At 66.1% G+C, this 17588-nt stretch carries 14 protein-coding genes and 5 pseudogenes; 14 read left to right on the top strand and 5 right to left on the bottom strand.

Features of this window, described 5'->3' with window-relative positions; translation table 11 throughout:
- Positions 1–1151: 1151 nt before the first annotated feature.
- A complete protein-coding gene (locus R4I43_RS34040) occupies positions 1152–2135 on the bottom strand; it encodes a LacI family DNA-binding transcriptional regulator (protein ID WP_324269846.1) in 984 nt (327 codons plus the stop codon).
- Between the two features lie 326 nt (positions 2136–2461).
- Here R4I43_RS34040 and R4I43_RS34035 point away from each other — a divergent pair, with 326 nt between their 5' ends.
- From R4I43_RS34035 to R4I43_RS34025, 3 genes are all read left to right on the top strand, one after another.
- Entirely contained in the window at positions 2462–3481 is a 1020-nt protein-coding gene (locus tag R4I43_RS34035; protein WP_324269845.1) for a Gfo/Idh/MocA family oxidoreductase, read from the top strand.
- 82 nt (positions 3482–3563) lie between these two features.
- The gene (locus R4I43_RS34030) at positions 3564–4505 is read left to right on the top strand and encodes a sugar phosphate isomerase/epimerase family protein (protein ID WP_324269844.1); all 942 of its coding nucleotides are present in this window, start codon (positions 3564–3566) and stop codon (positions 4503–4505) included.
- A gap of 26 nt (positions 4506–4531) precedes the next feature.
- Positions 4532–5953: a sugar porter family MFS transporter gene (locus tag R4I43_RS34025; protein WP_324269843.1), complete on the top strand. Its 1422-nt coding sequence runs from the start codon at positions 4532–4534 to the stop codon at positions 5951–5953.
- Between the two features lie 163 nt (positions 5954–6116).
- On the opposite strand, the gene R4I43_RS34020 is transcribed toward R4I43_RS34025, so the two are convergent.
- Positions 6117–6269, bottom strand: coding sequence for a hypothetical protein (locus tag R4I43_RS34020; protein ID WP_407691361.1), 153 nt, complete (start codon positions 6267–6269; stop codon positions 6117–6119).
- A 14-nt stretch (positions 6270–6283) separates the two neighbouring features.
- On the opposite strand from R4I43_RS34020, the gene R4I43_RS34015 reads away from it, so the two are divergent.
- The 4 genes and pseudogenes from R4I43_RS34015 (at position 6284) to R4I43_RS34005 (ending at position 7926) form a co-directional block, all read left to right on the top strand.
- Complete coding sequence (locus R4I43_RS34015) at positions 6284–6652, top strand: VOC family protein (protein WP_324269842.1); 369 nt, start codon at positions 6284–6286, stop codon at positions 6650–6652.
- Positions 6653–6843: 191 nt separating this feature from the next.
- Positions 6844–7231 (top strand): annotated as a pseudogene (locus R4I43_RS34010) (transposase); the annotation flags it as partial.
- Positions 7232–7276: 45 nt separating this feature from the next.
- Positions 7277–7720 (top strand): annotated as a pseudogene (locus tag R4I43_RS34535) (enoyl-CoA hydratase-related protein); the annotation flags it as partial.
- A gap of 23 nt (positions 7721–7743) precedes the next feature.
- A complete protein-coding gene (locus R4I43_RS34005) occupies positions 7744–7926 on the top strand; it encodes a hypothetical protein (protein ID WP_324269847.1) in 183 nt (60 codons plus the stop codon).
- A gap of 725 nt (positions 7927–8651) precedes the next feature.
- Here the strand turns inward: R4I43_RS34005 and R4I43_RS34000 are convergent.
- Together R4I43_RS34000 and R4I43_RS33995 are read right to left on the bottom strand one after the other, a co-directional pair.
- Positions 8652–9629: a LacI family DNA-binding transcriptional regulator gene (locus R4I43_RS34000; RefSeq protein WP_324269841.1), complete on the bottom strand. Its 978-nt coding sequence runs from the start codon at positions 9627–9629 to the stop codon at positions 8652–8654.
- A gap of 309 nt (positions 9630–9938) precedes the next feature.
- The gene (locus tag R4I43_RS33995; RefSeq protein WP_324269840.1) at positions 9939–10697 is read right to left on the bottom strand and encodes an SDR family oxidoreductase; all 759 of its coding nucleotides are present in this window, start codon (positions 10695–10697) and stop codon (positions 9939–9941) included.
- Positions 10698–10950: 253 nt separating this feature from the next.
- Between R4I43_RS33995 and R4I43_RS33990 the strand changes: the two genes are divergently transcribed.
- From R4I43_RS33990 to R4I43_RS33965, 7 genes and pseudogenes are all read left to right on the top strand, one after another.
- Complete coding sequence (locus tag R4I43_RS33990) at positions 10951–11955, top strand: L-idonate 5-dehydrogenase (protein ID WP_324269839.1); 1005 nt, start codon at positions 10951–10953, stop codon at positions 11953–11955.
- Positions 11956–12018: 63 nt separating this feature from the next.
- Positions 12019–13419 carry an MFS transporter gene (locus R4I43_RS33985; protein ID WP_324269838.1) on the top strand — a complete coding sequence of 467 codons (1401 nt, stop codon included), beginning with the start codon at positions 12019–12021 and terminating at the stop codon, positions 13417–13419.
- A 128-nt stretch (positions 13420–13547) separates the two neighbouring features.
- On the top strand, positions 13548–14792 hold the full coding sequence (gene manD / locus R4I43_RS33980) for a D-mannonate dehydratase ManD (RefSeq protein WP_324269837.1): 1245 nt from the start codon (positions 13548–13550) through the stop codon (positions 14790–14792).
- A gap of 106 nt (positions 14793–14898) precedes the next feature.
- Positions 14899–15177 (top strand): annotated as a pseudogene (locus tag R4I43_RS34530) (recombinase family protein); the annotation flags it as partial.
- 74 nt (positions 15178–15251) lie between these two features.
- Positions 15252–15458: a zinc ribbon domain-containing protein gene (locus R4I43_RS34525; protein WP_407691362.1), complete on the top strand. Its 207-nt coding sequence runs from the start codon at positions 15252–15254 to the stop codon at positions 15456–15458.
- Positions 15459–15994: 536 nt separating this feature from the next.
- Positions 15995–16519, top strand: a pseudogene (locus R4I43_RS33970) (recombinase family protein); the annotation flags it as partial.
- A 94-nt stretch (positions 16520–16613) separates the two neighbouring features.
- Positions 16614–17408 (top strand): recombinase family protein, encoded by a 795-nt coding sequence (locus tag R4I43_RS33965; RefSeq protein ID WP_324269835.1) that lies wholly within the window; start codon positions 16614–16616, stop codon positions 17406–17408.
- A gap of 53 nt (positions 17409–17461) precedes the next feature.
- On the opposite strand, the pseudogene R4I43_RS33960 reads toward R4I43_RS33965, so the two are convergent.
- Positions 17462–17588 (bottom strand): annotated as a pseudogene (locus tag R4I43_RS33960) (electron transfer flavoprotein subunit alpha/FixB family protein); the annotation flags it as partial.

Genomic DNA, 17588 nt, shown 5'->3' with positions numbered 1-17588 from the left:
TGGACGCCGAGCTGTTCGTGATCGTCGAGCAGGACCTCTACCCGTGCGCCCCGGACGTCCCGATGCCCATCGCCGTGCGCACCCGCGAGTACCTCGGCGGATGCGGCCTGAGCGGAACCCGGCGCCCCCAACACTCGTTAAACGGCTAATGGCTGTCCGCATTGGCTGAGAGCCACGGGTTACACGGAGCATCCGGACGTCCTTGTGATCAGGAAAGGTCACTGCTCAGCTGGGGTACGGTATATCCGATTTCGCTCGAAGAGTTTCGCCGTTTGCTGCGTCAGTGAGGCAAACGCCTTCCACGCCTTTCGCGATGAATGGCTTACTACTTTGATGAGGGCCGGTCGCGGAGGTGAGTCGTGGTGGGATTGGCTGGCGGCTTCGGCCCTGCTGGCTGCGGCGGAGGATCAGGACCGCGAGTTCGATGCCGTGGTGGTGGGGGAGTACGAGCGTGCTTTCTATGGTGATCAGTTTCGGGAGGTTGTGGCGCGGCTGAACGAGCTCGGGGTGCAGGTGTGGGTACCGGAGGCCGGTGGACCGGTGGAGTTGGACAGTCCGGTTCATGACGCGTTGATGGTGTTGTTGGGTGCGCAGGCGCAGCGTGAGGTGGTGCGGGCTCGGCATCGGGTGAAGGCGGCGATGGCAGCGCAGACGCGGTCGCAGGGGCGTTTCGTCGGTGGTCGCCCGCCGTATGGGTATCGGTTGGCTGATACTGGTCCGCATCCGAACGTGGTGCATGCGCGGTGGGGGCGGCGTGTGCATGTGTTGGAGCCGGATCCGGAGACTGCGCCGTGGGTGCTGTGGATGTTTGCCGAGCGGGCGTGTCGGTGCTGCGGTTGGCCGACGGTAGGGCTTTGGCGCGGGCAATGTAGGCGATAGCTGATGTTGCCAGGTGTGGTAGCGACCGGTGGGGCCGGGTGGTGTTGTAGTCGTGCCGGAGCCGGTCGATATTCGTCGTCACTCGACTGCGCACATACCGGTGACCACGGCACCAGCGCTGGGGGTATGTCTCGACCTTCGCACGGAGATGGATGCGATCGCAGCGCGTCTCGTACAACACCTCGCACGTCCGTTCCGGCGTCATCGACCTCGGATAATGGATACCCAGCTGTGCGGCGGCCAGCTCGGAGATCGTTCGCGTCGTGGTGGGTTCATCGGGGGTGTGGGTGGCCGGTGCTTCCTCGGACGACGAGGGTGGGTTCCAGGACGATGTCGCGGTCGGTGGTGCGCCCTTCGTCGAGCCGTTCCGCGGCTGCTTGGACAGCGAGTTCGGCGACATCGGCCGCACCTTGGCGCACCGAGGTGAGGTCGATGAACGACAGGCGCGCGAGTTGGCTGTCGTCGTAGCCAATGACGGATACGTCTTCGGGGACGCGGAGGCCGGCACGCAGGAAAGTCGTGAGCAGACCGTGGGCGCAACGGTCGTTGCCGGCGATGACGGCCGTGGGGAGATGGTCCTGCGCGAGTAGTTCCCGGGCTGCTCGGGCTCCGGACTCCTCCGTGTAGTCGCCGGCAAGGATCTGGATGTGCCCGGCCAGCCCGCGACGGCGCATGGAGGTGCGGTACCCGCGTCGCCGCTCGCTAGCGCCAGGCATGGTGCCGCCGTCGACATGCGCGATGGATCGATGTCCGAGCTCGGCGAGGTGGTCGACTGCTTGGCGAACTCCCTTGCTGTCTGCGGTGCGGACGGCGTCTGCACCGTCGGCCCGGGTGCGCGGGTTGATCTCTACGACAGGTGTTTGACCGACGATCGAGGTCAGGTCGCTAGGGCGGGAAGCGGCTCCGATGATGAGGATGGCCTCGCTGCGCAGTGCGAGTAGTTCGTCTACAGCCTGACGCTCGTCGCGAGCCACGGCCATGGCGCTGAGCGCGACGTTGTAGCCGTGCTTCTCGGCTGCGGGGTAGATGGCTTCGACGATGTCCACGTCGTGCGGATGGCGCATGGTGAACAAGACGCCCAGCTGTCGGCTGCGGGTGCGCCGCAGAAGCTGAGCAGCGGCGTCGGGGCGGTAGCCGAGCTCGTCAGCTGCTTGGAAGATGCGCTCCCGTGTCTGCGGGCTCGCTCCTGGCTGGTTGCGGAACACCAGCGACACGAGTGCCTGCGAGACCCCGACCCGTGCGGCGATATCGGACATCGTCGGGCGCTTGGCGCGCCCCGTCGTACTCGGCCGGTCTCTGCCCTCCGGGCCCCGCATGCCCACCTCCAACATGTGTTGCTTGGGTATTGACATGGATAACACTCTCCTCCCATAGTACGTAGCACTTGTACGTACTAGTTGTACGAAAAAGGTCCTCGTTCTTCGTCACACCGGTGATGGGCGAGTGACCTGAAGTGTGTCCGGACGCAGGTGGGACGAGAGATCACAGTGGCAGGTGATCCCTGCCGAGGTGGTCGTTTTCCCGGAAGTTTGTGCTGTTCGCGCGGCGGGTCCGCGGCTTTATGCGATCAGGAGTTCGAGAAGTGACTGTTCAGATTGGTGTCATCGGCTGCGGCATGATGGGGCTTGATCACGTCCGCACCCTCACCGCGGCGGTGTCCGGCGCTGGTGTGGCTGCGGTGTTTGACGCCGACGAGGAGCGGGCGGCTCGAGCCGCCTCGGCGGCCGGCGGCGCACGAGTGCATACCGACCCGGTCGAACTCGTCCGTGATGCGGGAGTGGACGCCGTGGTGGTCGCCTCCCCCGACCAGACGCATGAGGAGTTCGCTATGGCCTGCGTCGAGGCGGGCAAGCCCGTGCTCTGCGAGAAGCCTCTGGCCACGACGAGCGAGGCGTGTTGGCGTGTGGTTGAGGCCGAGATGTGCGGGGGCCGTCGGCTGGTGCAGGTGGGGTACATGCGCCGCTTCGACCCGGCCTACCTGGAAATGAAGCGGGTCTTCGACTCGGGCGAGATCGGGGACGCGCTGATGCTGCACAGCGTGCACCGCAACGTCGATTACCCACCGTCGCTTCCCGCCTCGGCGTTGGTGACTGCGACCGGTGTCCACGACATCGACATCGCCCGTTGGTTGTTGAGGGAAGAGATCGTGTCCGCGACCGTGCACACGCCGCGGCCGTCGGGTCGGGTGCGACCGGATTTTCAGGACCCTCAATTCCTCGTGTTGCAGACAGAAGGCGGCGTGCTCATCGACGTGGAGATCTTCGTGAACGCCCAGTACGGCTATGACGTGCGGGGTGAGTTGGTGGGCGAGCGCGGAAGCGTGTCGCTGGTGCCACCAGCAGCCGTGAGCACGCGGCGCGCCGGGATGGAAGGGCAGGCGGTCGCGCCGGACTTCCGCCCTCGTTTCCAGGACGCTTACCGCGCTGAGCTGCAGGCGTGGGTCGATGCCTGCGCGGTCGGCGAAACCTGCGGAGCTTCGGCGTGGGACGGCTACACCTCCGCGGCCGTGGCTGAGGCATGTCTGCGCTCCCTGTCCTCAGGAAGGACTGCCCCCGTCGAGGTCAAACCGCGACCAACGCTCTACACCGAGTCGGCTACCTGACCCACCACCTTGCCCAGCCAAGAAAACCGGACTGGTGCGCCCACGGCTAGCCAGTCCTCGTTCTCAATGAGGAGACCTGACCGTGAACATCGGATTGATGACCGACAGCGTTGCGGCGCTTTCCACTAACGAAGCTCTGGACCTCGCCGCCGAGCTCGAGGTCGACACGATCGAATTCACGACCGGAAATTGGTCCACCGCACCACACCTGAACCTCGACGCTCTGCTCGCGAGCGAGACGGCGAGGGAGGAATTGTCCGCTGCGGTCCGCGATCGCGGCCTGCGTCTTTCCGCTCTCAACGCCAGTGGCAACCAGCTTCACCCCGTCACCGGCGCCGAGCAGGACCGCGTTGTCCACGACACGATCCGTCTTGCCGGCCTGCTTGGTGTGCCCACGGTCGTGCTCATGTCGGGGCTCCCCGCTGCGCCCGGGGACAAGACCCCGAACTGGATCACGACCTGTTGGCCTCCTGAGACCACCGAGGTCCTGGAGCACCAATGGGACATCGCCGTCGGATATTGGCGGCAGCTTGCCGCTTTCGCGCAGGAACACGAGGTGCGGCTTGCGGTGGAGATGCATGCCAACCAGCTCGTCTACAACGCGCCAACCCTGCTGCGCCTGCGGGAAGCGGTGGGGCCGGTTGTAGGCGCCAACATGGATCCCAGCCACCTCATGTGGATGGGCGCGGACCCGGTCCAAAGTGTCAAAGCACTCGATGGCGCCATCCACCACGTCCACGCCAAGGACACCCGCCTCGAATCGGAGCGGCTCGGGCTGACCTCGCGCCTGGAAACTCTGCCGTTCGACCGCGTCGCCGAGCGCGCCTGGAATTACATCACCCTTGGCGACGGCCACTCAGGAGGCACTGCGTTCTGGTCTGAGTTCATCGCGGCGTTGAACGCGTCCGGGTACGCGGGCACGCTGAGCATCGAGCACGAAGACCTTTCTCGCACGCCAGTTGACGGAGTACGCCGCTCGGTCGACCTGCTGCGGGCTGCTCTGGCCACCGAACCCGTTGCGTGAGCCCGCGCAGAAGGCAGGACAGAACGATGGCACACACCGTTTCGGCCAGATCTGGCTCTGCTGAGGGCAGCACGAAGCCCTTCGTCCGCATCATCACCGCGGTAGCGACCCTCGGCGCGTTGCTATTCGGCTACGACACCGGAGTCATCTCGGGTGCTCTGCCGTTCATGACTCTTGGCCCCGAGCGAGGGGGACTCGGGCTGACTCCGGTTACGGAAGGAATCGTCACTTCCTCACTCGTATTCGGTGCCGCCTTCGGCGCGGTGTTCGGCGGGCGCTTGTCTGACTGGCACGGGCGCCGCCGCAACATCCTCACGCTCGCGGTTGTCTTCTTCATCGGAGCCCTGGGAACGGCACTCGCCCCGAACATCGAAACCATGGTCCTGTTCCGGATCGTGCTCGGGCTCGCTGTCGGCGGCGCCTCCGCGACAGTGCCGATGTTCATCGCGGAACTGGCTCCCGCACACCGCCGTGCGCAGCTGGTCACCCACAACGAGCTCATGATCGTGACCGGCCAGCTCGTGGCTTACACTTCCAACGCCGCGATCGCCAACTTCTGGCCCAGCGATGAGGCATGGCGCTACATGCTCGGCCTGGCCACGATTCCTGCCGTGCTGCTGTGGTTCGGCATGCTGTTCCTGCCGGAAAGCCCGCGCTGGTATGCCACCAAGGGCCGCTTCGACGAAGCACTGGTCGTGCTCGGCAAGATCCGCGAGCCCGCTGAAGCCGAACGCGAACTCGCCGAAATCCGCCGCTGTGCGCCCGACGCTGGGCAAGCACACCGGAAGGAGTGGACGAACCTTCGTACGCCGTGGATTCGCAGGCTCGTCATCATCGGCGCGGTCTTGGGCATCTCGGTGCAGCTCACCGGGGTGAACACCATCATGTACTTCGCCCCGACGATCTTGCAGACCACCGGTCTGGGAACCGAGGCGTCGATCACCGCGAGCATCGCTAACGGCGTCGTCTCCGTAGTCGCGACCTTCATCGGCATCTCGTTGCTGGGTAGGATCGGCAGAAGGCCTATCATCATCACTGGTCAGGTCGGGGTCACCATCTCGCTGGCGCTGCTCGGTGTCTGCTTCCTGCTGCCGGAATCGACCTTCCGCAGCTTCGCGGTGATGGCGTTCATGCTCATCTTCCTCTTCTTCATGCAGAGCATGATCGCCACCGTCTGGTGGCTGATGATGGCCGAGATGTTCCCGCTGCGCTTCCGCGGGTTCGCGATGGGGATCGCGATTTTCGCCCAATGGATCAGCAACGGGACCGTCGCGCTGACCTTCCCGATGCTCATCAGCGCGCTCGGCGGCAACACGTTCTTCATCCTCGCGCTCATCAACTCTGCGACGATCGTCTTCCTGACGAAGTTCCTTCCCGAAACCGGCGGGAAAACGTTGGAAGAGCTTGAAGAACAGTTCCAGGCAACGAGCCCGCCGCCGTCGAAGTAGTCTCCGGCAACATCGGGTTGGCGAGCTCCTGGTGGTTGGGGAATCCGTCGATGGACTCAGCTCGGCGGATTCCCCAGCGGTGGACCGCATTCGGCTGTTGGCAACCGTGCGAACGCGTACGTAGATCGGAGGATCTCCTTGGCTGGAAAGGGCTTGGTACGCGTCAGGTCTCGCCGCGGAGTGACATGTCGAGGGTGTAACGGGACGCGCGGTAGACGTGGGTTCCGTACTTGACCTGGTAGTAGGTAGTGCGTTGCGCTGCCAGCAGCGCAGCCCCCACGGGCTCGTCGCGCTCGGCGGCCACAGCAGCGAACATGTGAGGCATAGCCAATGAATTCATCTTCCCTGCACCATGTCTCGTTGATGGTCCGGCAGCTCGACGAGGCACTGGATTTCTACATCAGCGTTCTCGGATTGCGCCACCGCACCGACCGCCCGGCTACGGGTGGGCGCGGTGCTTGGCTTGACCTCGGCGACCAACAACTCCACCTCATCGAGGGCACTCCCCCTCCTGCGCGGGGGCAGCACTTCGCGCTGCGTGTCGACGATCTGGACGCGACACGCGAACTGCTCCTCGGCCGCGGGGTGGAGGTCAGCGCCCCAGTCACGATCGGGGCGGCAAGGCAGTCCTTCCTGCGCGATCCCTCGGGCAACGCCATCGAACTGCATGAAACAACATCACACCGTACGGGCCCGTAAACCGCCAGGAGTGGAGGTTTGAACCAATGACCGGCGTGGCGTTCGTTGCCATACTCGGCGGCTGCTGTTCGGTTACGACACGAGGCATCACCGGGTCGTCGACTCCATGGTGGTCGGGCCTTAGGGGTCCTAACAGATTGAGCTTGGATGTCCTTTGATCTTGAGGTCGTCGTGGGATCGTCTGGTTGGGGTTGGCGCAGCGCAGGCCGTGGGAGATCGAGGACGGGCTGTGGGACCGGATCGAGCCGCTGTTGCCGGTGGTCGAGCGGCGGTTTCGCAACCCTGGTCGCAAGCGGGTGGACGATCGCAAGGCACTGTGTGGGATCTTGTTCGTGTTGTACACGGGTATGCCGTGGGAGTTCCTTCCGCAGGAGTTCGGGTACGGGTCGGGCATGACCTGCTGGCGGCGGTTGCGGGACTGGACCGAAGTCGGCGTGTGGCAGCAGTTGTACGAGGTGCTGCTGGCCGAGCTGAACGCGGCTGGGCTGATCGACTGGTCACGTGCTGCGGTGGACGGTTCCCATGCCCGAAGTCAAAAGGGGGGCCAAAGCCGGCCCCAGCCCAGTAGACCGAGCCAAGACGCTCCCTGTCGCCCAAGAGGCCGGGCAGTGCTGCCTCGGTGACATGGCAGACCTCGACGATCCGGCCATTGCCGCGGTCCGTGATACCGGTGGGCGTTGCACGTTGGCGATCCACGACTGCCGCAAGCCGGTGATCGCCGCCCTGAACGGTGCGGCCGTGGGTATCGGCGCCACGATGACGCTGGCGATGGACCGTCGTCTGATGTCCGCCTCTGCTCGTATCGGGCTGGTCTTCGGCAGGCTCGGAATCGTGCCGGAGGCCTGTTCGACCTGGTACCTGCCTCGGCTCGTTGGCCCGTCTGCGGCGCTCGACCTGGTCCTGCGCGCCGACATCCTTGGTGTTGAGGAGGCTCGGGCGGTCGGGCTGGTCGATGAGGTCCATCCCGGCGAGGGCTTGTTGACCCAGGCCGTGGCGGTTGCGGACTCTTGGACTCGGGGTCGTTCGCCCGTTGCCGTAGCTCTGAGTCGCCAGATGGTGCGGCGCAATGCCACTCTGGCGCACCCAGCGAGGTGCATCGGATCGACTCGCTTGCCATGTTCTGGGCCAGCGTCGGCGATGGCAAGGAGGGCGTGGCGGCCTTCCTCGAGAAGCGGGAGCCCAACTTCCAAGGGCGTGCGTCCGCGATGCCCGACTTCTACAACGACTGGGTGGCGGGCGAGGCTTGTTCACCGGCGCTTATCAAGCCGGAGTGACGTCGTCGGGGTGACCGGCGCGAGTCAAGGCCGTCCGCGGCAAGGCACCGGGGCTCTCTGGTCGGCGCGCCTTCGAGTCGTCCATTCGCATGGGCCTCTGGCAGGCAACGTGGGACATGTTCGCGGCATACCGCTTGGCGCGAGCACGAGGAGAGGCCCCGCGACACTGCCCGTAGTCGACGCCGACCCGAACGGGCCCTCCGCTCTGTCGACATCCGGCGAGTGACAGGAGTGGCTCGAGACCGTGGACACCGTGGAGAAACTCAACCCTCGATGATCGTGGCATGCAGGGCCACCCGGACCTGGACATTCGCCGGTGATCTTCTCGTGGATCACGGGGCTGTGTACTCGGCCGGGGGTGCGTGGCGTAGCCGAACGCGAACCGGCCCTTGACGCAGGCGTGGCCCTCGTTGGCGCCGTCCTTGTCCGGAACCATTCGGACGAGCTCGTCGCCGCGCAGCTCGGCTTTGAAAGTTGTTCGGCCCCGAATAACGCTGCAGCGGAGCCGGATTGGGATACCAGGTCGGCGGCGGATTCACTCCCGCACCCGCGTGATCGAGCGCGACCAGCCGGTGTCGCATGGCATGTTCTTACGACGCCGGGCACCCAGACGGTGGTGTGTCCGGCGTCGGAAGCCTGACCTCGTGCGCTCCCAGAAGCTCGGGCCGAAAACGGTAGCCCCGGGGCAGTGAAACCTCCTCGTGGTTGGAATCTCGGCGCACGCACTACGTGGCGTGGACTGTCTCGGGGACGCCGGTTGAGCCGCGCACGATCAGTTGCGAGCCCATGTGAACGGCGTCGTCGTGCCGCGCGCTGCCGTCGATCTGCTCGAGCAGCAGGTCGACCGCGAGGGTGCCGCCTTCGGCGATTCCTACGTGGACGGATGTCAGGGCGGGGTCGGACACGGCGGAGACGTCCAGGTCGTCGATACCGATGACGCTGAGGTGCTGGGGGCAGAGCCGGCCGAGGCTCTGCGCGCCCGCTCGTACGCCGAGGGCCACCAGGTCGTTGTAGGCGACGACCGCGGTGGCCCCGCTGGCTACCACCGATGCGGCTGCCGCCAGGCCTCCGGACACTGAGGCGGCCTGGTTGCCCACGACGGTGAGCTGGAGGCCCTCGGCGGCACAGCGCTCCGACAGCGCGTCCTGACGATTCCGGTCAGCCCATGAACTGGCCGGGCCGGGGACGTAGGCCAGGTGCTGGTGGCCGAGTGCGCGCAGGTGCTCCACGGCTTGGCGGATACCGTCGTTCGCGCCGATCAGAACGCAAGGCGCCTTCTCGATCATCCCGTTGACGACCACCATGGGTGTCCGGGTGGCGAACGTGTCGAGCTGATCGACCGGCGAGCGAGGGGAACACAGGATGATGCCGTTCGTGGAACCGGCTAGGCGATCGAGTGCTTCACGTTCGCGGGAGGGATCCTCGTTGGTGTTGGTGACCATCAGCTGGTGCCGACCATGCCACGCTTGGTCGTGTATGGACCTGAGCAGCGAGGCGAAGACCGCGTTCGCCATGTCGGGAACGACGACGCCGATGGTTCTGGTCGCTGGGCCCATAGGGGTCTCGTAGCCCAACTCGGCGGCGGCCGCCAGCACGCGTTGGCGAGTGGCGGGCGCCAGTCGATCCGGATCGTTGAACGCCCGGGAGGCCGTGGCAAGCGAGACCTCGGCGCGCGCGGCGACGTCGGTGAGGGTGGCAGGCACGAGCGCTCCTTCGTCGCGGCATTGGCGTCAGAGCCATTGTGCAAGGTTGTACAAGAGGGCTTTGGGGTGGGGGTGAGGCTGTCCGCCGACGGTGGCCTCAGGTGTTGGGGTCCGATAAGCGAGCACTACCGCCGTTGCAGAGATCGACAATGCCAAGGGCCCGACATGACCGATAGGAATGGCTCCGCGGGGATCTGCCCGTGCGCGGGATGGCGGTGCGGTCCGGGTTGCAGGAGTTTGCCGGGTGGTGCCCAAGGTGGTTTGCGGGGGAGCGGAAGATCACGCGGTGGCCGCTCATGCTCGTGGGGATCAGCGGCCGAGCCAGCCACCGTCGACGGCCAGCAGGTGCCCGTGGACGTAAGCTGCCGCGTCCGATGCGAGGAACACGGCGGGTCCCTTGACGTCGTCCGGTGTGCCCCACCGCGCCGCGGGGATGCGCTCTGAGATCTGGACGCTGCGTGTCGGATTGCTGACCAGCGCGGTGTTCATGTCGGTGTCGATGTAACCGGGGACCAGTGCGTTGACGTTGACGTTGTGGCCGGCCCATTCGTTGGCCAGCGCCTTGGTCAACTGCGCGATTCCGCCCTTGGCGGCAGCGTAGGCGGGCACGGTGAATCCGCCCTGGAACGACGCCACCGATCCGATGGTGATGATCTTGCCGTAGCCCTGCTCGACCATGTGGCGGCCAGCTTGCTGGCACAAGAGCCAGACGCTTTTGAGGTTGACCTGCATGACGCGATCCCAGTCCTCTTCGGGGAAGTCGACCGAGGGGCTGCGGTGTTGGATCCCGGCGCAGGGGACCACGATGTGCAGGCCTCCGAGTCGGGAGATCGTTTCGGGGACTGCGTTCCTGACCTGCTGGCGGTTCTCGACGTCGCACTCGATGATCTCGCACTTGCGTCCGAGCTGACGGATCTCCTCCTGCGGCGTGGTGTCGCTGAGGGAGCGCTGCAGCAGAGCGACGTCCGCTCCGGCTTCGGCCAGGCCGAGGGCGATGGAGCGGCCGATACCCCTGGTGCTGCCGCTGACGGCGGCGACCTTGCCGGACAGGTCAAACGCGTGCTTCATCGAGGTTCCTTGCTGATCGAGGTCCCGTGTCGGAACGGGGGGAGCATGGCTGCACGCATCACCCTGAAATAGTTGTACAAAGATTGTCAACACCCTTGCAGTGTCTTTCATGCCTGGCTTAGCCTCGGGGTTCAGACAGGAAATGCCGATGAACGGTCGGCGTACATCGACGTATGCGGCATCGGATCGCCTGGATCGCGCGAAGTCCGCAGAACGTTGCCTCCGCCCGCTAGCCACCAGGAGCTAATCGCTGATGAAAGCCCTGTTCATCCACGGTGCCGGGGACATGCGCCTCGAGGACGTCGCCGTCCCCGAACCTGGGGAGGGCGAGGTGCTGCTGCGCGTGCGTTACGTGGGTATCTGCGGCTCGGACCTGCACTACTACTTCGACGGGAGGAACGGGGAGAACCTCGTGCGCGAGCCCTTCACTCCGGGCCATGAGTTCTCCGCGACCGTCGAGGCGGACCCGAGCGGTGAGTGGGCAGCCGGCACATCGGTGACCGTGCACCCAGCGCGCTACGGCACCCCGGTGGAGGGCATCGCGGACCGCCCCCACCTGTGGCCGGGTGGTGACTACCTCGGCAGCGCCGCGAACCTGCCCCACCGCCAGGGTGCTGCAGCCGACTGCGTGCTCGTCGAGAAGCAGATGCTCCGCGGACTCCCCGACGGACTGCCCCTGAAGGACGCGGCGCTGGCCGAACCCCTCGGGGTGGCGCTGCACGCGCTCACGATCGCCGGCGACGAGCTGGGTGACCGCGTTCTCGTCCTCGGTGCCGGTCCCGTCGGTCTCCTCGTCGTCGCGGCACTTGTCGCCCGCGGCGTCGACCACGTCGCCGTCGGCGACATCCAGGAATCCGCTCTCGAACGTGCCCGCGCGCTCGGCGCGCACGAGACGTTGCTCATCGGGACCGACGACGTCCCGGCGACCGCGTACCCCGTCGTGTTCGAGTGCTCGGCCGCACCGGTGTCGCTGACCCAGGCGATCACCTCGGTGAACCGCGCTGGCGTCGTCGTGCAGGTGGGGATGCTCGCCGACACGTCTATCGGCGTGAACCTCTCCCCGCTGGTGTCGAAGGAAGTGCAGCTGCGCGGCACGTTCCGCTTCTCCACCGAAATCGACGAGGCGGTCGACATGCTCGCCGCCAACCCCTCGATCGCCGGCGTCGTCACGCACGTCCTCCCCGCGACCAAGGCGGTCGAGGCGTTCGCGACCGCGAAGGACTCCGCAGCCTCCGGCAAAGTCCTCATCGAGTTCTGAATCCGCCCTCTTCCCCCGATTGACGGCGCCACCGACGGTGCCACCACCGATGAAGGAACAACGATGTCCACTTCACCGCAGCCACCCGAGACGACCAGCACGAAAACCATTCCGGCCCAGCGCAAAACCAGCGACCTCGTGCGCGCGGCGATGTCCGGCTGGCTCGGCACCGCGCTCGAGTTCATGGACTTCCAGCTGTACTCGCTGGCGGCCGGGCTGGTGTTCAGCCAGCTCTTCTTCGTCGGGGAGAGCCCAGCACTCGCGGTCGTGTCCGCGATGGCCACCTACGCTGTGGGTTATCTGGCCCGTCCCGTCGGGGCCTGGTACTTCGGACGTCTCGGTGACCGGGTGGGCCGCACCAAGGTCCTGTTCATCACGATTGCCCTCATGGGGGGTGCGACGACACTCATCGGCGCCCTGCCCACGGCCCACACGATCGGCATCGTCGCCCCGATCCTCCTCGCGGTGCTCCGCCTCGTGCAGGGCTTCGGAGCCGGAGCGGAGATCTCCGGGGCCGGCGTCATGCTCGCCGAGTACGCACCGACCAACCGCCGCGGCATCATCGCCTCGCTCGTGGCCCTCGGCACGAACTGCGGCACACTTGGCGCCTCGGCGATCTGGGGCATCCTCGTCGCCGTGCTCTCCGAGGAACAGCTCCTCGCCTGGGGATGGCGCATCCCGTTCCTCGGCAGCGCCGTGATCCTGCTGTTCGCCGTGTGGGTCCGCTACCGGCTCAAGGAGAGCCCGGTGTTCGAGGAGAGCTCCCACGTCAACGACGGCGTGGCGCTCACGACCGAGCAGATCCGGGAGAAGGCGGAGCAGGAGAACGACGCCCCGATGCTCGAGGCGCTCGAGCAGAACAAGTGGCGCGCCATGGTGCCTGCGTTCCTCCTGCGCTTCGGGCAGGCGGGGAACTCGGGCATCCTGCAGACCTACATGGTCTCGTTCATCACCGTCACGCTGGCGATGTCCGCCTCGGTGGGGACGAGCGTCGTGATCGTCTCCTCCCTGTGCGCGTTCCTCACGGTGCCGATCGTCGGTGCGCTCGGCGACAGGTTCGGCCGCCGTCGCATGTACCAGGTCATGAGCGTCATTTCCCTGGTTCTCATCGTGCCGACCATGATGGCGATCGCAGGTGCACAGGTGCCGCAGCTGTTCCTCGGCTACATCGTCATGCACAACGTGTCGGTCATGGCACTGGCCTCGCTCGAAAACCTCACGCTGCCCGAGCTCTTCGGCTCCCGCCACCGCTACGCCGCCACCGGAGTCGTCCGCGAGATCGCAGCCATGGTCGCCACCGGAATTGGCCCCGTCGTCGTGGCCGCCTGGGTCGCCGCGGCGTCAGGGTCGTGGATCCCGATCGCGATCATGCTCGGGATCTTCACGATCTGCCCGCTCATCGGGACGTTGCTCATGCCCGAGGTCGCCGGGCGAGACCTCAAGGACCCGCGCAACGCGGTCTGAATTCCCAGTCACCGCCTCGGGTGCGGGGGACTGCAGCGTCCACCGCACCCGAGGCACCGCTGGCCAGCGTTGTGCCCTCACCCACCACTCGTCCCGCGACCACGCACCATACAAGGAAAGCCACCACAGTGAGCATCTCAACCGCTGATGTCATCATCACCAGCCCCGGACGCAACTTCGTCACCCTCAAGATCGTCACCTCCGACGGTGTCGTCGGGTGGGGAGACGCCACGCTCAACGGACGCGAGCTCGCCGCCGGTTCGTACCTGCGGGACCACGTCGCCAGCGCCCTCATCGGCCGGGACGAAGATCGCATCGAGGACACCTGGCAGTACCTCTACCGCGGCGCGTACTGGCGCCGCGGGCCAGTGACGATGGCGGCGATCGCTGCGGTCGACATGGCGCTGTGGGACATCAAGGCGAAGAAGCTCGGCGTACCCCTGTATCAGCTGCTCGGCGGTGCCAGCCGGGACAAACTCCGCGTCTACGCGCACGCCTCCGGAAACGACTACGCGGCACTGTCACAGGCAATCCGCGGCTACGTGGACGAGGGCTACACCGCAGTCCGCATCCAGACCGGTGTCCCCGGGCTCGACTCCGTGTACGGCGTTTCCGCGACAGCCAAGCCCGGGGAGAAGTACGACTACGAACCCGCGCACCGGGCCGCCGACGGCAGCGCCGCCACCCGCCCCGAGGAGGAGGACTGGGACACGCCCGCATACCTGCGGCACGTTCCGTCGATCTTCGAGAAGGTGCGGGAGGAGTTCGGTCCCGAGCTGCGTCTGCTCCACGATGGTCACCACCGCATGTCCCCGATCGAGGCCGCACGCCTCGCGAAGTCCCTCGAACCCTACGACCTGCTCTGGCTCGAGGACGCGACGCCAGGTGAGGATCAGGAAGCGTTCCGGCTCATCCGGCAGCACAGCACCACGCCCCTAGCCACGGGTGAGGTCTTCAACTCCGTCTACGACTACCAGACGCTCATCACAGAGCGCCTCATCGACTACGTGCGCTCGGCCCCCACTCACACCGGCGGCATCACGGCCATGAAGAAGCTCCTCGACTTCGCCGACATCTACGGAATTCGCTCAGGCCTCCACGGCCCGACCGACGTCTCACCGATCGGCATGGCAGCCGCACTGCACATCGACCTGGCGATCCACAACTTCGGCATCCAGGAATACATGCCGCACAGCGACCTCACGCTCGAGACCTTCCGCACCTCATACACGTTCGACCGCGGCTTCCTCCACCCCGGCAACAATCCCGGCCTCGGCGTGGAACTCGACGAGGACCTCGCCGGGCACCACCCGTACACGGCCGCCTACCTCCCGGTGAACCGCCTGCTCGACGGCACCGTCCACGACTGGTGATTCGAGACGGAAGGCTTAAAGACCCGCGAAAGCGGCACCACAGCGACCAGGCTAGGAGCCGACGAAAAGGGCGGTACTCCTACCGCGGAGCGTCCGCGAGGGCTGGGTGGCGCGGGAGCTCAACGAGCGTGGTGTGGCGTGTCCGGCAGAGGCGGATCAGGCCCGGAATCCGCACCGGGCTGGCGAGGGGTGGATTGCCCGCACTGTCGGGATGATTTTGGAGAATCCGCGGTATACGGGTCGGCAGGTCTGGAACCGGCAAACCACGAAGGGCCACGGTCCAGGGGGACGGGCCGGCGGGCGCGGTTCAGGTGTGGTGCGTGCGAACTCGGTGCAGGAGTGGGAAGTATCCGAGCGCCTGTCCCATATGCCGTTGGTTAATGAGACGACGTTCAACGGGTACGGGCCGCGCGGCCCACGAAGACCGATGAGACGCGCAGGTATGCGTTGGCCGGGCTGGTGGTGTGTGGCGAGTGTGGTCGTCGGATGGACGCGCACTGGGTGCACCGCCGCGCGGGGTATCGCTGTCGTCATGGCTACACCACCGCCACACCGCGGCCCGATCAGGCGCCACGGAATGTCTATGTCCGTGAGGACCATCTCCGGGACGCCTTACCCGGGCTGCTCAGCCAGCAAGGATGGGAACCACCCGATGACGACGCGTGAACCGAGATCGGTGAATATCCCTACAGGGTGGGGCTGGAAGTCGTGTGCGGCCACAGAAACTGGAAGATCAAGCCGGTGCCAGCCCCGCGGCTCCAGGGCAACTGGTCAAACCTGGGCAGATGTCCCTCGGGATCGAGCTGAACCCCACCGAGCCCCGCCAAGACAAGGCAGCACCTAGAGATGCGAAACCCCACGGAGCCGAAAGACCCGTGGGGTAAAAGAGTGTCCGAGACTCGATCCCGCAAGTGCGTGCGATTTCCCGTGTTTGGTGAAATCACACCAGAACTGTAGCAGGCGGTGTCGCGGTCGTGGGGCGAGTATGCGTCGGTGTGTGTGGGGTGTGTCGCGCGCGGTTTGTCGGCGTGTTGCTGTCACGGTTGTCGTCTAGTCGCGCGCCGTGCCCGGTGTTCCTCGGAGTGGGTGTGTTGCTGTCAGTGCTGGACAGTCGGCAGGGCTTGGCAGTCGGCTGTGTGGGGTTGGCGGGGTGTGAGGTTGCGGCTATTTGGGTGGTTGTGGCTGCGGGTGCCGTCATAAGGATGGTGCGCCGGCGTTCCAGGGCTGGTCGGTCAGTTCGGGATGTGAGGTGCGTTGTGATGGAGACGGGGTCATTCGGAATATCGGGTCGTCGTCGGACACGGTGTCGGGGGAGTGGGCGTGGTGGGGTGGGGTTGCGGTTTGCGTTTTATGGTCGGATGTCGACGAGGGAGTTTCAGCATTGGGAGACGTCGCTGGCGTGGCAGCGTGAGGTTGCCGAGGCCACGATCGCCGGGCGTGGGGTGGTTGTGGAGGAGTTTTTCGATGAGGGCTGTTCACGCCGGTGCTCCTGGTGGAAACGACCGGCGGCCGCTGCTCTGCTGGCCGCGGCGGGGAGTTCGGATTGTGGTTTCGATGCGGTGATCGTGGGCAAGTATGAACGGGCGTTTTGCGGGAATCAGTTCCGCGAGGTGATGGCGGTGCTGGCCGAGCGGGGTATTCGGCTGTGGTTGCCGGAGGCGGATGGTCCGGTGGAGCTGGGGGATCCGGAGCATCGGGCGTTGATGGTGTTGTTGGGTTCGCAGTCGCGGCGTGAGGCGGTGCGGTCGCGGCATCGGGTGTTGGCGGCGATGCGCACGCAGGCGTGTGTGCAGGGGCGGTTTTTGGGTGGGAGGCCGCCGTATGGGTATCGGCTTGTTGATGTGGGCCCGCGTCCGATTGCGGAGCATTGCCGGCATCGCGCGGGAGCTGAACGATCGTGGGGTGGTGTGTCCGTCGGGTGCGGATCCGGAGCGGAATCGGCATCGTTCGGGGCGGGCGTGGCGGACACTGACTGTGGCGGGGATTCTGGAGAACCCGCGTTACACGGGGCGGCAGGTGTGGAACCGCACCGGCACGGTCCAGGGTCCTGGGGCGGCGCGAGGTGCCGGCGGCGCGGGGCGCCGCACGAACGCAGGGGAGTGGGCGGTGTCGGACGCGCCCGCCCATGCGGCGCTCGTGGATGAGGAGATGTTTCGTTCGGTGCAGGGCATCCGGGCGGCGAGGAGATCTCAGGACGGCGGGACCCGGACGTATCTGTTCGCGGGGCTTGTGGTGTGTGGGGCATGTGATCGGCGATTCGACTCGCACTGGGCACACAACCGCGCCGGTTACCGCTGTCGGCATGGCCGCACCAGCGCCCGGGCCGAGGCGCCGGGTCTCAAGAGTGTCTATGTCAGGGAGGAACACCTACTTGAGGGGCTGCGATCCCGGTTGGCCGGGCTCACCGGTGGCGGCGACGAGGATGTGGTCGACTATCTTCGCGCGAACGGGTTGGTGATCGTCTACCTCGGCCCGGACTGGGAGAATGAAGAGCTCCCGTCGGAAGCAGCACTCGCGGCACCGCAGGCCAGCGCGTCCGGTGTGCTGACCGACGCGTCGGTAAGGTGCAGCTGGGGCCTTGGTGTTGTCGAAGTGCCGGGCGCGGGAGCAGCGTAAGCGGCCCTAGAGCGACTGAGGCGAGACCGTAGTCTCGCCTCAGCTGATATCCACACGACGCCGTAGTCGGCGATCTCGAAGATCGGCGCCTCCGGGTCCTTGTTCACCGCGACGATCGTCTTGGACGTCTGCATGCCCGCCCGGTGCTGGATCGCACCGGAAATACCGAGGGCGATGTAG

It is taken from the genome of Saccharopolyspora mangrovi (assembly GCF_035320975.1).
Lineage (GTDB): Bacteria > Actinomycetota > Actinomycetes > Mycobacteriales > Pseudonocardiaceae > Saccharopolyspora > Saccharopolyspora mangrovi.
This window is presented reverse-complemented; position numbering and strand designations above follow the sequence as displayed.

What these genes read in the sequence shown, in the direction of transcription:
- R4I43_RS34040 (WP_324269846.1), bottom strand. Translation starts at nt 2,135, where the DNA reads ATGTCCGATATCGCCGCACGGGTCGGGGTCTCGCAGGCACTCGTGTCG.
- R4I43_RS33985 (WP_324269838.1), top strand. Translation starts at nt 12,019, where the DNA reads ATGTCCACTTCACCGCAGCCACCCGAGACGACCAGCACGAAAACCATT.
- R4I43_RS33965 (WP_324269835.1), top strand. Translation starts at nt 16,614, where the DNA reads ATGGGTATCGGCTTGTTGATGTGGGCCCGCGTCCGATTGCGGAGCATT.
- R4I43_RS33995 (WP_324269840.1), bottom strand. Translation starts at nt 10,697, where the DNA reads ATGAAGCACGCGTTTGACCTGTCCGGCAAGGTCGCCGCCGTCAGCGGC.
- R4I43_RS34025 (WP_324269843.1), top strand. Translation starts at nt 4,532, where the DNA reads ATGGCACACACCGTTTCGGCCAGATCTGGCTCTGCTGAGGGCAGCACG.
- R4I43_RS34015 (WP_324269842.1), top strand. Translation starts at nt 6,284, where the DNA reads ATGAATTCATCTTCCCTGCACCATGTCTCGTTGATGGTCCGGCAGCTC.
- R4I43_RS34020 (WP_407691361.1), bottom strand. Translation starts at nt 6,269, where the DNA reads ATGTTCGCTGCTGTGGCCGCCGAGCGCGACGAGCCCGTGGGGGCTGCG.
- R4I43_RS33990 (WP_324269839.1), top strand. Translation starts at nt 10,951, where the DNA reads ATGAAAGCCCTGTTCATCCACGGTGCCGGGGACATGCGCCTCGAGGAC.